This window comes from Amycolatopsis sp. NPDC089917 (genome assembly GCF_040684635.1).
Classification (GTDB): domain Bacteria; phylum Actinomycetota; class Actinomycetes; order Mycobacteriales; family Pseudonocardiaceae; genus Amycolatopsis.
On record NZ_JBFBGL010000002.1, the window covers coordinates 219808 to 234170 of the forward strand.

General features: G+C 70.1%; 14 protein-coding genes. 5 read left to right on the forward strand and 9 right to left on the reverse strand.

Going from position 1 to position 14363, the window contains the following annotated elements:
* Positions 1-19 precede the first annotated feature (19 nt).
* Positions 20-1498: a carotenoid oxygenase family protein gene (locus AB0N89_RS03160; RefSeq protein WP_364199619.1), complete on the reverse strand. Its 1479-nt coding sequence runs from the start codon at positions 1496-1498 to the stop codon at positions 20-22.
* Positions 1499-1581: 83 nt separating this feature from the next.
* Between AB0N89_RS03160 and AB0N89_RS03165 the strand changes: the two genes are divergently transcribed.
* Entirely contained in the window at positions 1582-2301 is a 720-nt protein-coding gene (locus AB0N89_RS03165; RefSeq protein ID WP_364199621.1) for a TetR/AcrR family transcriptional regulator, read from the forward strand.
* Here AB0N89_RS03165 and AB0N89_RS03170 read toward each other — a convergent pair.
* On the reverse strand, positions 2285-2890 hold the full coding sequence (locus tag AB0N89_RS03170; RefSeq protein WP_364199623.1) for a TetR/AcrR family transcriptional regulator: 606 nt from the start codon (positions 2888-2890) through the stop codon (positions 2285-2287). The genes AB0N89_RS03165 and AB0N89_RS03170 overlap by 17 nt on opposite strands.
* Positions 2891-2980: 90 nt before the next feature.
* On the opposite strand from AB0N89_RS03170, the gene AB0N89_RS03175 reads away from it, so the two are divergent.
* On the forward strand, positions 2981-3853 hold the full coding sequence (locus tag AB0N89_RS03175; RefSeq protein ID WP_364199625.1) for an alpha/beta hydrolase: 873 nt from the start codon (positions 2981-2983) through the stop codon (positions 3851-3853).
* Here AB0N89_RS03175 and AB0N89_RS03180 read toward each other — a convergent pair.
* Positions 3837-4445 carry a TIGR03086 family metal-binding protein gene (locus tag AB0N89_RS03180; protein WP_364199627.1) on the reverse strand — a complete coding sequence of 203 codons (609 nt, stop codon included), beginning with the start codon at positions 4443-4445 and terminating at the stop codon, positions 3837-3839. The two genes, AB0N89_RS03175 and AB0N89_RS03180, sit on opposite strands and share 17 nt — an antisense overlap.
* A 70-nt stretch (positions 4446-4515) precedes the next feature.
* Here AB0N89_RS03180 and AB0N89_RS03185 point away from each other — a divergent pair, with 70 nt between their 5' ends.
* Positions 4516-4944, forward strand: a complete 429-nt coding sequence (locus AB0N89_RS03185) for a MarR family winged helix-turn-helix transcriptional regulator (protein WP_364199629.1) — start codon at positions 4516-4518, stop codon at positions 4942-4944.
* A gap of 13 nt (positions 4945-4957) precedes the next feature.
* Here AB0N89_RS03185 and AB0N89_RS03190 read toward each other — a convergent pair whose 3' ends face one another.
* Both AB0N89_RS03190 and AB0N89_RS03195 read right to left on the reverse strand, forming a co-directional pair.
* On the reverse strand, positions 4958-5581 hold the full coding sequence (locus tag AB0N89_RS03190) for a hypothetical protein (protein WP_364199631.1): 624 nt from the start codon (positions 5579-5581) through the stop codon (positions 4958-4960).
* 13 nt (positions 5582-5594) lie between these two features.
* Positions 5595-6710: a DICT sensory domain-containing protein gene (locus AB0N89_RS03195; RefSeq protein WP_364199633.1), complete on the reverse strand. Its 1116-nt coding sequence runs from the start codon at positions 6708-6710 to the stop codon at positions 5595-5597.
* A gap of 144 nt (positions 6711-6854) precedes the next feature.
* Here AB0N89_RS03195 and AB0N89_RS03200 point away from each other — a divergent pair, with 144 nt between their 5' ends.
* Both AB0N89_RS03200 and AB0N89_RS03205 read left to right on the forward strand, forming a co-directional pair.
* Positions 6855-9851, forward strand: a complete 2997-nt coding sequence (locus tag AB0N89_RS03200) for a DEAD/DEAH box helicase (protein WP_364199635.1) — start codon at positions 6855-6857, stop codon at positions 9849-9851.
* Positions 9844-10545 (forward strand): hypothetical protein, encoded by a 702-nt coding sequence (locus tag AB0N89_RS03205; RefSeq protein WP_364199637.1) that lies wholly within the window; start codon positions 9844-9846, stop codon positions 10543-10545. Before AB0N89_RS03200 ends, AB0N89_RS03205 begins: the two co-directional genes overlap by 8 nt.
* Here the strand turns inward: AB0N89_RS03205 and AB0N89_RS03210 are convergent.
* The 4 genes from AB0N89_RS03210 to AB0N89_RS03225 are packed head-to-tail and all read right to left on the reverse strand — an operon-like array spanning position 10536 to position 14360.
* Positions 10536-11315, reverse strand: coding sequence for an enoyl-CoA hydratase (locus tag AB0N89_RS03210; RefSeq protein ID WP_364199639.1), 780 nt, complete (start codon positions 11313-11315; stop codon positions 10536-10538). The genes AB0N89_RS03205 and AB0N89_RS03210 overlap by 10 nt on opposite strands.
* Positions 11312-12199 (reverse strand): 3-hydroxyisobutyrate dehydrogenase, encoded by an 888-nt coding sequence (gene mmsB, locus AB0N89_RS03215; RefSeq protein ID WP_364199641.1) that lies wholly within the window; start codon positions 12197-12199, stop codon positions 11312-11314. Before mmsB ends, AB0N89_RS03210 begins: the two co-directional genes overlap by 4 nt.
* Positions 12196-13224 (reverse strand): enoyl-CoA hydratase/isomerase family protein, encoded by a 1029-nt coding sequence (locus AB0N89_RS03220; RefSeq protein ID WP_364199643.1) that lies wholly within the window; start codon positions 13222-13224, stop codon positions 12196-12198. The genes mmsB and AB0N89_RS03220 overlap by 4 nt, the downstream gene beginning before the upstream one ends.
* A complete protein-coding gene (locus AB0N89_RS03225; RefSeq protein WP_364199645.1) occupies positions 13221-14360 on the reverse strand; it encodes an acyl-CoA dehydrogenase family protein in 1140 nt (379 codons plus the stop codon). The genes AB0N89_RS03220 and AB0N89_RS03225 overlap by 4 nt, the downstream gene beginning before the upstream one ends.
* Positions 14361-14363: the final 3 nt, after the last annotated feature.

Genomic DNA, 14363 nt, shown 5'->3' on the forward strand with positions numbered 1-14363 from the left:
CCGGCGACCGCCCGGCCAGTCAGTCGGCGATCCAGCTCCCGTGGAAGCCCAGCGGCACCGGCCTCGGCAGATGGATGCGGGCCAGCGGCTTCGCGGTGAAGTCCTGCGCCGAGAGGATCACGAGGTCCGAGGCGTTGCGGTCAGGGTTGTTCACGTAGGCGAGGGCGTAACCGTCGTCTTCGGACTTGCTGCGGGCTGATGGCACGAAGACCGCTTCGCTCGCGTCGGCGTCCCTGCCGAAGCGGTGGACTTCCGAGCGCCCGTTCCGGAGGTCGTGCTTGATCAACGCGTTGCCGAAGGAGTTGGCGGGCTTGTCCAGGTAGACGTCGAACAGCTCACCCGGCGATGCCGAGTAGCCGTACCGGTGCCGCCGTGAGACCAGGCTTTCGTTGACCCGCGGGAACTCCTGCGGCCGGTCGTCGAGGACGCGCCGCCGCACCCGTCCCTTCGCGAGGTCGATCGTCCAGCGCTCCAGCACCGGCGGGCCCGACGCCGACGGGCCGCCGAAGCCCCGCTTGCCCGCCACCTCGAACGGCGCCGGCATGGTGGTCAGGTCGACCACCACCGTGGAGCCCTGCTCGTAGGCGTTGAGCGTATGCGAGTAGAACACCGGATCCACGCCGAACCAGCGGACCGGGCCGCCGTCGCGTTTCATCACCCCCACCCTGGCCGGGTGGTCCGTGTTCCACTTGTAGGGCACGACCTTGCCGGGCTGCGGGTCGAAGGTGACCGGCACGTCGAAGACGACCACGTAGTTCTGGGTGAGCCCGAAGTCGTGCATCATCGGGCTGTCGGAGACCGGGATCCGGGTGGTCCGCACGACGCGGCCGGTCCGGTCGACCATCAGGTGCCGTACGTGGTCCCAGGTCGGGTGATAGGTCACCGCGTGCAGCTCGTCGGCTTGGGCGTCGAACTTGGTGTGCGCGGTGTAGGAACCCTCCAGCGAGCCGCCGAAATCGAACGGCCCCACCGTGTTCAGCTCACCGTCGAGTTCGTACACCGGCGCGCCGGACTCCTGCAAGGTGAGGATCCGGCCGTGGTGGCCGATCACGTGCGTGTTCGGCGCGAAATCCTCGGCGGGCACCGGCCACGGGTATCGCTCACCCAGCTTCGCCGCGACACCGGACGAGCGCACCCAGCGGTTGCGGTACCACTCGGCCTTCCCGTCGCGCAGCCGGACGCCGTGCACCATCCCCTCACCCATCATCCAGTGGTGAGCGCGCGGATCCTCGAGCCCGAGGACGTTCGGCCCGGTGCGCAGGTACCGCCCGCAGAGGTCCTTCGGAATGCGGCCGGTGACCTGCAGGCCGAACGCGGTCACTTCCTCCTTCGCGGGTGCGAAAGCGCCCTCGATGAACGGGAAGCGCTCCTTCGCCGTGCCGATCGAAGGGGAAGGCGCGGCCGCGGCGGACCCGGTGTTCGCGTAGGTCGCGGCGACTCCGCCGATGGCCAAAGCGGCGGCCCCGCGGAGCACGTTCCGCCTGTTCGGTTCGGTCATGATCGATCCCCCGACTCGTCAGCTAACTGTGTATGCCATGAACAGTGTATGCCTTTACCGTTTTTGAGTGCAACAATGCCCCGATGGACGACGTCGAGATCGAGTTGCTGCCGCCGGGCACCGCGCTGGCCTGGGGCTACACCCCGGCGCCCCGGCGTGGACCGAAGCCGGGGTACAGCCTCGAACAGATCGTCGACGCGGCCATCGCGCAGGCCGACGCGGAGGGTTACGCGGCGCTGTCCATGCCGTCGATCGCCAAGCGGCTCGGCATCACCGCGAACGCGCTCTACCGCTACCTGAGCTCCAAAGAGGAACTGCTCGTCCTCGTCGCCGACGCGGCCTGGGGGCCGCCGCCGGAACCGTCGTCCGGTGACTGGCGTGCCGCGGTCACGGCCTGGGCTCGCGCCCTTCTCGAACGCAGCCGCCGTCATTCCTGGTTGATCGACTTGCCGGTGCGCGGCGCGCCGACCACGCCGAATCTGTTGGGGTGGCTGGAAAACTTCCTGGAGGGAATGGCGGACTCAGGTTTGGGCGCCCAGGACGTGATGGGCTGCGCGGTCCTGGTCGACGGCTGGGTGCGCAGCACCGCTTCCCTGCTCCGGGACGTGAACGCGAACCCTCCCGAGCAGGTCCAGGCGCTGAGCGGGTTTCTCGGGCCGCATCTCCAGGGGCGCGGCTACGCGCGCGTCGCCGCCGTGATCTCCGGCGAGGCGTACGGCGAAGAGGGGATCGAGGAAGCCGACGTCGAGTTCGGTCTCGGCCGCATCCTCGACGGCATCGAGATGCTCATCGACCGCCGCTGAACACTCCGTCGAGCCGGTAGTCGACGATCTCCGCCGCCTGTTCCGCGGTGTAGGCGTCGACCATGATCGCCGTGACGAGGCCGGCCGACATCGTCGCGAGCGAGTCCGCCTCCAGCCGGGGATCGAGGCGGGCCGGGACGTCGCCCTTCTCCTGGGCTTTCCGAAGCAGTCCGGTGATCGCGTGGACCAGATGGGGCAGTAGTGGTTCCTGGTCGGGATCCTGGCTGCCGCGCGTGACGTCCACGGCGAAGTACGCGATCTGGACGGCGGCCAGCATGCGGGCGCGTTCGCCTTCCGGCAGGACCGCCGTGAGATAAGCGCGCACGATGGTGCGCTCGTCTTCGGTCGTCATCGCCTCGCCGACGGTCTTGCCGGCGCTCTCCATGGTCAGTTCGACCATCCGCCGCCAGGCGAAGCGCAGCATCTCCTCCTTGGTCGGGAAGTAGTACTGGACCAGGTTCATCGAAATGCCCGCCTCCGCGGCCACCGCGCGCAGCGTGACCGCCTGCAGGCCCTGGACGGCGGCGATCCGGAAGAGCGCCTCCGCGATCCCGCGCCTGCGCTCTTGATGGTCGACACGTTTCGGCACGCGATCACTCTGCCATGTCGCCGGGGGCTGGCCGGAGTGGCCGTCCGCTGTTATGGTGCAAGTGCACCATAAAAACTTCGAGGAGGTCCGATGTTGGGGGAGTTCACGGACAAGAAGGCGGCAGTACGTTTTTCCGCCACCTATGACGAGATCCTGGGGAAGTGGCCGGTTCCCGCCGAGGAGCTGGACATCGAGACGAGATTCGGCCCGACGCGCGTCCGGCGTTGTGGTCCCGAAGACGGTCCGCCGATCGTGGTGCTTCCCGGCACGATGGGCACGTCGTTGTCCTGGTATCCGCATATCGCCGAACTCGCCGCCCGGCACCGGGTCCACGCCGTCGACACGATCGGAGAGCCCGGGCGATCGGTCCAGACCGCGCCCATCGAGTCCACTGAGGACTGCGCGGATTGGCTCGCGGACGTGATCGACGGCGTGCTCGCGGGAACCGGCCACGAAAAGGTCTATCTCGCGGGTGTTTCGCGAGGTGGCTGGCTCGCCTTGAATCTCGCGTCCCGGACGACCGACCGGATCGCCGGCGTGGTCACCATCGAAGCCGCGGGGTTCGGCGTGATCGGCCGCAGCTTCATCTGGTGGAGCTTCCGGGAGATCTTCCGCTGGTTCCTGCCGAAATGGCTCCTCCGGCTGGTGGCGTCCGGCGATCCGGACGTGCGGCACACCGTGCGGCCTTTGCTTTTCAGTGCGCTCAAATACAAGCAGCAGCTACCCGAGATGCACCTGTTCGGCGACGACGAGTTGTACGCGATCGACGTACCCACCCGGATCGTCGTCGCCGAACGCAGTGCCATCCACGACAGCCGTGCGGTGGCGGCCCGGCTCGAGTCCCTGAGCCCGCACCTTCGCGTCGAGGTCGTGCCCAAGACCACTCATGGACTCTCGCTGGAGAAGCCGGAACTGGTCACCGCCCGGATTCTCGAAGCGGTGCCGGTCAAGCCCGGGGTGTGACGTCCGGCCACGACGGGGAACGGCCCAGCAGGGCGACGATCGTGTCCAGGTCGGACGGTCCCGTCGCGTCCACCGCCGGTCCGAAGGCGGCGCCCGGCGTCTTCCGGTTCTGGTCGTCCGGGATCGACTCGGCGAACTTCAGTCCCGCGTCGAGCACCTCCTGGTCGAACTTCACCGGCAGGCCGAGGCTCTTGGCCACGTCCCAGGAGTGCACCAGGTAGTCCACGAAATGGAAACCGAGGGCCTGCTCCGCGGTGAAGGTGACTTCGGTGGAGAACTCGGGAAGCGCGAACTTCCGGTCGGCGAGGTCGTGGGGGACGAAGGCGTTCAGCACCCGGTTGACCGAGGCGCGGTAGGTCTCGACGGGGTCGTCGCCCAGCGGGAGCAGCCGCCAGTGGCCGAGGTCACTCTCGCCGTCGGCCGCGGCGGCGAAGCCGTGGTGCTGAGTGGTCATGTGAGCCAGCAGGCCGTGCACGGTCCAGGCGCTGCACGGGGTCGGTTTGGTCAGGTCCGCGGGGGTGATCTTGGTGACCAGGTCCAGGCTGGTCCGGGTCACGATGGCGTCGAGAAGGCGAAGTTCATCGATAGGCATAAGCACATCATCTACGCCTGCATACGAGTTCGTCAACCGGTTCCGCGGCTTCGGTCGGTATGGTCTGCGCATGGCGGAGCAAGGGAGGCCGGACCTCGCGGCGATGCTCGGCGGGCTGATGCGCAGGCTGATGAACGCCGAGACGCCGGTGCTGGCCGAGCACGGGTTGACGATGTGGGGCTACGTGGTGCTGAGCGCCCTCGACGACGGGCCCGTCCGCACGCAGGCCGCGCTCGCCAAGGCGATCGGCGCCGACAAGACCCGGATCATCGGCACCCTCGACACGCTCCAGGAGGACGGCCTGATCACCCGTGAGCCGGATCCGAAGGACCGCCGGGTCCGGCTGCTGGGGATCACCGACACCGGCCGCGCCGCGCGAAGGTCGGCCCAGGCGCAGATCCAGGAGCAGGAGGAACGTCTGCTCGGGCAGTTGCCCGCCGCCGACCGCAAGGCGTTCCTCCGTGCCGCGCTGGCGCTTTCCGAAGCCCGCTGGCCGTAAGGGCGACGCCGAGTCAGGCCACTACCTCGGTGACCAGACCCGGCGGATAGCCCGACGGCGATCGGTGCCACCACGCGCCGAAAGCCTGAGCCAGCCGCCGGGGCACCTCTACCTGTGCGCCACCGCCATGGAAGTCGATCGTCGCCAGCACGCCCTCGATTTCGGTGGAGCTCCACGGGATTCGCCGGGCCAGCTTCGCGTAGTCGGCGCTGGCGGACACGAACGTGACCACCTTCGTCGCGCCGATTCGCCGGGCCTCCTCGATGACGGTGGCTTCGAGCACGCCGGGCGGCCAATCGCTGAGCTTCAGCTTCCGGTCGTAGTAGGGGATCGGCTCGTCGGCGCGCAGGATTCCGTAGCCGCCGCTGAGGATGAGGAGCCGCCCGCTTCCGGCGGCCTCGCCCAGCGCGCCGCCGACGTTCCGGTAGAAGTGCCCGCTGTAGCGGAGCCACGCGGGCCGTACTCCGCCACCGTCTACTTTGGATTTCGCCAGGACGCCGGCCCGTGCGCGAAGCAGCGGTTCCGGCCAGGCGGCACTGGTCTTTCCGGCCGCGTCACCGCCTCGGATCTTGGCCTTCGAAGGGCCGAGGATCGTCAAGGCCTCGCGCGGGTCTATCGCGTCCAGGACGGTTTTCACCGTGGGGACGGTATCAGTGGAACCAGGGCGAACCGTTGCCGTTCGGCGTCGGGAGCATGCCGTGGCTGGGCGGCCACAGTACCGCCGTCGGAACCGTCTTCAGCTGGGCGCGCAGGGAGTTCACGGGCAGCGGCCGCTTCCGGGTGAGCATGGTCGTCGTCCGCGGGTGCAGATCCACGAACGGGTAAGTGGTGTGGAGCGCGCCGAGCCGTCGTTCGAGGCGCAGGCTGCGTTCGGTCAGGTCGGCCGACTCCAGCGCGGGCTGCACGAGCAGGAATTCGGCGTTGCCGAGCCGGACCGCCCGGTCGAGTGGCCGGAGATCCTCGCGGATCAGGTCCGCGATGTTCTGCTCGGTGTGCATCTTGACCCGGTTGCCGTGGCGCCGCCCGACCTCGTCGAGGTCGTCGACGGTGATCAGGATCAGGCCGAGCGGGACGGTGTCGGTCGACGCGCCCAGCCAGCCCGAGATCCCGGCCATGGTCGCCAGCCCGGTGTCGGGATCGGTGGCGAGGGCCGGTTCCACCGGCTTCGGCGGCGCTTGCCGTTCCAGCCGGCCGGCGAGATGGCGCAAGGCCGCTTCGGCTCGGTTCTCCACCGGCGCCGCCGCCGGGGTCGTGACGCTCTTGAGGACCTCGTCGATCTTGATCCGCGCGGTGGGCGGCAGCCGGTCGCCGAGCGCGTCGCGCAGCCGGACGACCTCGGCGTACGCCTCGTCACGGCGGAAACCCCAGCGGCCCTGGAACCGCCGTGCCGCTTCGACCGACGTCGCCGACGGATCGACGTCGTCGAGATCCTGGGCGACGACCGAGCCGCCGAAGGTCGGGGTGAGCACCGCGACCGACCATTCGCGGGCGAGGTTCTCCTCGGAGCGCAGCAGCACCGGGGTCACGCCGTGCGGGAGATCCGGGCGCCCGGAGTCGACCATGCCGACGACGGTCACGGCCGCGCGCCGGGCGATCCTGGCGTAGACCTCGCGTTCCCGCTCGAAGTAGGGCAGCCGCTGGAAGAGCGCGAGAACGACCATGTTCTCGTCCGTGCCCTCGGCGAGCGCGGCTCTTTCCACGGCGTGTGAGGCGATCACGAGCGCGCGTTTGGACAGCACGCCGGCGCGTGCTTCTCCGTCGGTCATCGAGTGATCGCTTCCTTGTGGGGACTAGCTCATCAGGTTAGAAGAGCGGGCGATCTCCGCCTAGCTACACGATGGTGTGACCCTCGCTGACCGGACGCTGATCGGCTCCGGGCATGCTGGAGGGATCGGACCGGAAGGGGGATCATGTCGCCACTCGTCGTGCACGGTCTGTGGTCCCCGGGCCGCGGGATCGTGCTGTGGGGTGAACACGGCGACCGCCCGGCGACGACGTCGATGCGGCCGTCGAGCGCGGCCCGGCCGCATCCGTTCGCCGCGTCGGTCGCCGACCTGACGGCGCTGCACCCCGGCAAACCGGCGTCGGCCGTCCTGATGCTGCCGTCGCGGCGCGGTGGCCCGGTCGCTTCACCCGAACTGGGCTCACGCGGCCGTCCGCAGCAGGAACTCACGCTGGAACCCTGGTCGGTGCCTGCGCTCCTGATCGACCCCTCGGAGCTGGGGGATCTGGCCGACACCGTCAGCTACGGCACGTCCGTCCGCCACCTCCGCGCCGTCGTCCGGCTGGCGGACGACCTGGTGCGCCGCGGCCGGGTGCTCCCCACGCTCGTGCGGAACGAGATCGTCGCGCGGGCCCGCTGGCGGCCGGTGGCCCGGGGCGGCGACGCGGTCCGCCTCCGGTCGCTGATCGCGGCCACCCCGCCGGTCGGCCGGGCCGAACACCGCGGACCGGACCCGGCGGCGCTGGTGACCGACGCGCTTCGCACGCTGGTCGACGCCGCCGTGCGCGAGCGCCTGGCCGCCGCCGGTCACGCGACCGAGAGCGACGGGCGCGAAGGGCCGTTCGGGTCTTGGCTCCACGCGCTGAAGAGCGCCGACGACCGGATCAGCCAGGCGCCGGGACGCATGGGGATCGTCGCCGAAGGCATCGCGGCGTGGGACGAGGTCGGCGACACCGACCTGACCGAGGGCACGGTCTGCCTGCGGCTCGACGAGGTCCCCACGCTGTACGGACCGGCCGACGACCCGGACGACCAGACCGGCGACGGGACCAAGTGGCAGCTGCGTTTCCTCCTGCGTTCCGCGGCCGATCCCAGCCTCCTGCTCCCGGCCGAGGACGTCTGGTCCGGCAAGGCGGGCGCGAAGTTCACCGACCCCGAAGGACTGTTCACCGCCGAGCTGGAGCGGGCCGCCGGAGTCCTGCCGCTGCTCGGCCCGGCGGTCGAGGCCGACAAGCCGGGCATCTACGACCTCACCGTCGCCGAGACCGTGGAGTTCCTCGACGGCGGCGCGGAACAGCTGGTCGCTGCCGGTTTCGACGTCCAGCTCCCGGCGAGCTGGGGTGGCAGGCGGAAACTCGCGCTCAAGCTGTCCGTCCGCGGCGCGCCCGTCGACCAGGCCGCCGTGCACCGGCTGGGCCGTCACCAGCTCGCGTCCTACCGCTGGGCGCTCGCCGTCGGGGAAGACGCCCTGACCGACGAGGAACTCGCCGGGCTCGCCGCCGCGAAGTCGTCGCTGGTGCGGCTGCGCGGCCGGTGGGTGAGCGTGGACCCCGAGCTGCTGCGCGCCGGGCTCGAGTACCTGCGCCGCGACCCGGACCGCGAGAAGCCGCCACTGCCCACCCCGGCAGACCTGCTGGCCTTGCTCCGCGGCGGCTTCGAAGCGCCGCTCCCGGTCACCGAGGTCACGACCGACGGCTGGATCGACGACTTCCTCGCCGGACGGGTCCAGCGCACCATCGAGCCGGTCGAACCGCCGCCGACGTTCCTGGCGACCCTGCGGCCGTACCAGAGCCGTGGTGTCGCCTGGCTTTCGTTCATGGCGTCGATCGGGCTCGGCGCCTGCCTCGCCGACGACATGGGGCTCGGCAAGACCGTCCAGCTCCTCGCGCTCGAAGCGACCGAGCGGGCACAGGGCGGCATCGGGCCGACGCTGCTCGTCTGCCCGATGTCGCTGCTCGGGACCTGGCAGCGCGAAGCGGCCAGGTTCGCGCCGGAGCTGCGTGTGCACATCCACCATGGTGCCGATCGTGGTCACGCGCGCGTCGAGGGCGCGGATCTCGTCGTCACCACCTACTCGACCGCCGCGCGTGACGCGGACGAGCTCGCGGGCACCCGGTGGCATCGGCTCGTGCTCGACGAGGCGCAGGCGGTCAAGAACCAGAACACCGGACCGGCGCAGGCCTTGCGCCGGATCCCCGCCGGTCATCGGGTCGCGCTCACCGGAACGCCGGTGGAGAACCGGCTCGCCGACCTGTGGGCGCTTTCGGATCTGCTCAACCCCGGCGTCCTCGGTGGCAGGCAAGAGTTCCGCGAGCGGTTCGAAGTGCCCATCGAGCGACGGGGCGACCTCGCCTCGGCGACCGAGCTGCGCCGCCTGACCCGGCCGTTCCTGTTGCGGCGCCTCAAAACCGATCCTGCCGTGCTGGCCGACCTGCCCGAGAAGATCGAGATCCTGCAGGAATACCGCCTCACCCGCGAGCAGGTGACGCTCTACCGCGCGACCGTCGACGAGATGATGACCAAGATCGCCGACAGCGCCGGGGTCAAACGACGCGGCAACATCCTCGCCGCGATCACCAAGCTCAAGCAGATCTGCAACCACCCCGCGCATCTGCTGCACGACGGTTCGCCGATCGGAGCCCGCTCCGGCAAGGTCAACCGGCTCGAAGAACTCCTGGCGGAGATCCTGGACTCGGGCGACCGCGCGCTGTGCTTCACCCAGTTCGCCGAGTTCGGGCACCTGCTCGTGCCGCATCTTTCGAGCAGGCTGAACGTGAAGATCGCCTTCCTGCACGGCGGATTGTCGCAGCGGCGCCGCGATTCGATCGTCGAGCACTTCCAGTCGGGCGACGGGCCGTCGATCCTGCTCGCGTCGCTGAAGACCGGGGGAGCGGGACTGACCCTCACCGCGGCCACCCACGTCCTGCATCTGGACCGGTGGTGGAATCCGGCGGTCGAGGAACAGGCCACCGACCGCGCCTTCCGCATCGGCCAGCGGAACAGCGTCCAGGTGCGGAAGTTCGTGTGCCCCGGCACGATCGAGGAACGGATCGACGCCGTCATCACGAAGAAGGAAGCGCTGGCCGACCTCGTCGTCACCGACGGGGAGGACTGGCTCACCGAGCTGTCCACCGACTCGCTGCGCGAGGTCTTCTCGCTGGGACGGGAGGCGTCCGATGACTGAAGGATTCCGCCCGGCGCTCGACGATCTCGGCGTCCATAAAGGACTCGTCCCGCCATGCCGGGTCGACACCCTCGCGATCGGGCCCGGCGCCGCTGTCGCCCGGGTCCGCGTGACGCGGCAACGGTTCCACGACGTCCGCGTCGGGCTTCCCACCTTCGGCAAACAGGTGTGGACGGCGGTCATCGCCGCCGTAGTCGCGGACGAGGCCACGACGACGGCCCTGCTCGACGGCCAGGTCCCGGACGGCGTCGAACGCTTCTTCGCCGCGGAGCAGGTGCCCTTGTTCCCCGAGGCGGGCTGGGAACTGTCGCTGGACTGCACCTGTCCGGGCACCCGCGTCCCGTGCGATCACCTCGTCGCGGGACTGATCGCGCTCGAAGAGGACGCGGACCCGTTCACGATCTTCGCCCTCCGCGGGCGTGATCGCGCGACGCTGCTCGAAGAGATCGGACGGCGGGCGGGCGCCCGGGTGACGGCCCCGTCGGCGGACGACGGGACTCCCGGCTTGGACGAGGTCATGGACGACTTCTTCGGCTGGGGCCCGGCCGGGGACGTCACGAACACGCGACGGCCGCCGGCCGGGGACCCGCTGGGACTGCTGGACGAGGTCCCGCCGCTCAAGGCCACGGTGGACGGAACCTCGGTCACCGCCCTGCTGCGGCCGCTCTACCGGTCCTTCACCGGTCAGGAGTGAAGGAACTTCGGCTCGCGCTTCTCGGTGAACGCGGCCATCCCTTCCTTCTGGTCCTGGGTCGCGAAGGTGCCGTGGAACAGGCGCCGTTCGAACCGGAGCCCGTCGGCCAGCCCGGACTCGAAGGCCTGGTTCACGGCCTCCTTGACCATCATCGCGGCGGGACGCGACATGCTCGCGATCTTCGCCGCGACCGCCAGGGCGTCGTCGAGCAGGGTTTCCGTGGGCACGACCCGGGAGACGAGCCCCGACCGCTCGGCTTCGGCGGCGTCGATCATACGGCCGGTGAGGCACAGGTCCATCGCCTTGGCCTTGCCGATCGCGCGGGTCAGCCGCTGGGAGCCGCCCATACCGGGAATGACGCCGAGGGTGATCTCCGGCTGGCCGAACTTGGCGTTCTCGGCCGCGATCAGGACGTCGCACATCATGGCCAGTTCGCAGCCGCCGCCGAGGGCGTACCCGGAGACCGCGGCGATCAGCGGGACCCGGACGCGGGAAAGCGCGTCCCAGCCCGCGAACCAGTCGGCCGCGTAGACGTCGCTGAACGACTGCGGCCGCATCTCCTTGATGTCCGCGCCCGCCGCGAAGGCCTTGGCGGAACCGGTGAGCACGATCGCGCCGACGTCGGGATCCCGGCCGAGTTCGGTCGCCGCCGCGGTGACTTCGCGCATGACCCGCAGGTTCAGCGCGTTGAGCGCCTTGGGCCGATTGAGCGTGATCAGGGCGACGCGATCGCCCGCGCGCTCGACGGTGATGGTCTCGTACTCGCTCATGCGGTGGTTTCCTTGGTGAGAAGGCCGTCGCGGACGGCGGTGACGATGGCCGAGAAGTCCCGGCCGGGGCCGTCCCGCTCGACGAACGCCGCGTAGAGTTCCGCGGCCCTCGTGCCGAGCAGGGTGGCGACGTTGTTGTCCCGGGCCGCGGCGTCGGCCAGACGCAGGTCTTTCAGCATCAGGCCGCTGGCGAACCCGCCGGTGTACTCCCGGTTGGCGGGGCTGGTGGGGACGGGGCCGGGCACCGGGCAGTTGGTGGTCAGCGCCCAGCACTGCCCGGACGCGGTCGAGGCGACGTCGAACAGCGCCTGAGGAGTGAGGCCGAGTTCCTCCCCGAGGGCGAACGCCTCCGAGACGGCGATCATCGAGACGCCGAGGATCATGTTGTTGCAGATCTTCGCCGCCTGACCGGCGCCTGCCGATCCGCAGTGGATCGCCCTGGCGCCCATGACGGCCAGGAACGGCTCGGCGGTGACGAACGCCTGCGAGTCGCCGCCGACCATGAACGTCAGCGTCCCGGCTTCGGCGCCGACCACACCGCCGGACACCGGGGCGTCGACGGCGCGATGACCGGCCGCGGTGACCAGTTCGGCCGCCTGACGGGCATCGGCGACGTCGATGGTGGAACAGTCGACGAACAGCGTCCCGGGCCGCGCGGACGGCAGGATCTCCCGGTAGCAGTCGAGGACGTGCTTGCCGCTGGGCAGCATCGTGACGACGACGTCGGCCGCCGCGACGGCCGCGCTCGCGCTGCCGAACCTGGCCACCCCCTCGGAACGCGCGCCGGGAGCGGGGTCGTAGCCGTGGACGGTCTCACCGGACTTGACCAGGTTGGCGGCCATCGGACCGCCCATGTTGCCCAGACCGAGGAAGGCGATCGTCATCGGGCCACCCACTCGGCGTCGCCGAGATCGGCGAAGTAGGCGTCGACGATCTCGTCGTCCACTTCGGACAGAGTGGCGGGGGACCACTTCGGCGAGCGGTCCTTGTCGATGATCTGAGCCCGGATGCCCTCGACGAACTCGGCGGAGGAGAGCGCGTGGGCCGAGATCCGGAACTCCTGTGCCAGCACGGCTTCCAGATCGGGCAGGGCCGCCGCGCCGCGGAGCGCCCGCAAGGTCACCTTCAGCGAGGTGGGCGACTTGGCCTCGATCTCCTTGGCGGCGGTGGCCGCCGCGTCGCCACCGGCGTGGAGCCGGGCCAGGATCTCCTCGACCGTGTCCGCCGCGTAGCACTGGTCGATCCATTCGGCGTCCTTCGCCAGCGAGCTCGGCGGCGCGGGTTCGGCGATCAGCTCCAGCGCGCTGTCCGGGGTCCGGGACGCGAGCGCGTCGAGCAGATCCGGGATCTTCTCGCTGGAGACGAAGTGGTCGGCGAGTCCACAGTGGATCGCGTCGGCGCCCGAGATGGACCCGGCGGTGAGCGCGATGTGCGTGCCGAGTTCACCCGGCGTCCGGGACAGCAGGTACGTGCCGCCGACGTCGGGGACGAAACCGATGCCGACCTCGGGCATGCCGACGCGGGAGCGTTCGGTGACGATCCGGTGGCTGCCGTGCGCGGAGACGCCGACCCCGCCGCCCATCACGAGGCCGTCCATGAGCGCGAGATACGGCTTCGGGTAGCGCGAGATCAGTGCGTTCAGGCGGTACTCGTCGGCCCAGAACCGCAGGGAGGCGGTGCCGCCGGTGCGAGCGTCCTCGTGGATGGCGCGGATGTCGCCGCCCGCGCAGAGCCCGCGGTCGCCGGCGCCGTCGATCAGCACGGCGCGGACCGCCGGATCGGAGCGCCACGCTTCGAGGTGGCCGAGCATGGCGAGGACCATGTCGTGGTTCAGCGAGTTCAACGCTCGCGGCCGGTTCAGCGTGATCCGGCCGATTCCACTGTGGACGAGGAACTGGACGTCGTTCACGAAGCCTCCTGCAGCATCCGGCGCGAGATGATCACGCGCATGATTTCATTGGTCCCTTCGAGGATCTGATGCACCCGCAGATCGCGGACGATCTTCTCCAGCCCGTATTCGGCGAGGTAGCCGTAGCCGCCGTGCAGCTGCAGCGCCTGGTTGGCCACCTCGAACCCCGTGTCGGTGCAGAAACGTTTGGCCATCGCCGAAAGCTGGGTCGCGGTGTCCTCGCCGTGGTCGAGCGCGTCCGCGGCCCGCCAGAGCAGGGTGCGGGCGGCTTCGAGGCCGGTGCGCATGTCCGCCAGCCGGAACTGCAACGCCTGCTTCTCGGACAGCTTCTCCCCGAAGGCCGAACGCTCCGACAGATGCCGGACGGCCATGCCGAGCGCGGCTTCCGCCCCGCCGAGGGAGCAGGCCGAGATGTTCAGCCTGCCACCGTCCAGCGCGGACATCGCGACGCGGAACCCTGCGCCCTCGTCGCCGAGCAGGGCGGACGCCGGCACCCGGGCGCCTTCGAAGATCACCTGCCGGGTGGGCTGGGCGTTCCAGCCCATCTTGATCTCGTTGGGGCCGAACGAAACGCCGGGTGTGCCCCGTTCGACGATGAACGCCGAGATGCCGCGGGCGCCGGGACCGCCGGTGCGGGCGAGCACGACGTGGACGTCCGAGGTGCCCGCGCCGGAGATGAACTGCTTGACCCCGTCGAGCACGTACTCGTCCCCGTCGCGGCGGGCGCGGGTGGAGAGCGCGGCCGCGTCGGAACCCGCGTCCGGCTCGGTGAGGCAGTAGCTGCCGAAGGTGTCCATGGTGGACATCCGGGGCAGGTATCGGTGCCGCTGGGCGTCGTCGCCGAATTTGTCGATCATGGTCGCGACCATGTTGTGGATGGAGAGGTACGCGGCGAGCGACGGGCATCCGGTGGCGAGCGCCTCGAAGACGAGGACGCCGTCGAGCCGTCCGAGCGCGGAGCCTCCGAGGTCTTCGGGCAGGTAGACGCCGCCCATGCCCAGCTGGGCCGCCTTGCGCAGGACGTCGACCGGGAAGTGCTTGGCCTGGTCCCATTCGATCGCGTGCGGCGCGAGGTGTTCCGCGGCGAACTCCGCCGCTGTCTCGCGCAGGGCGCGCTGTTCGTCGGTCAGTCTCATCGC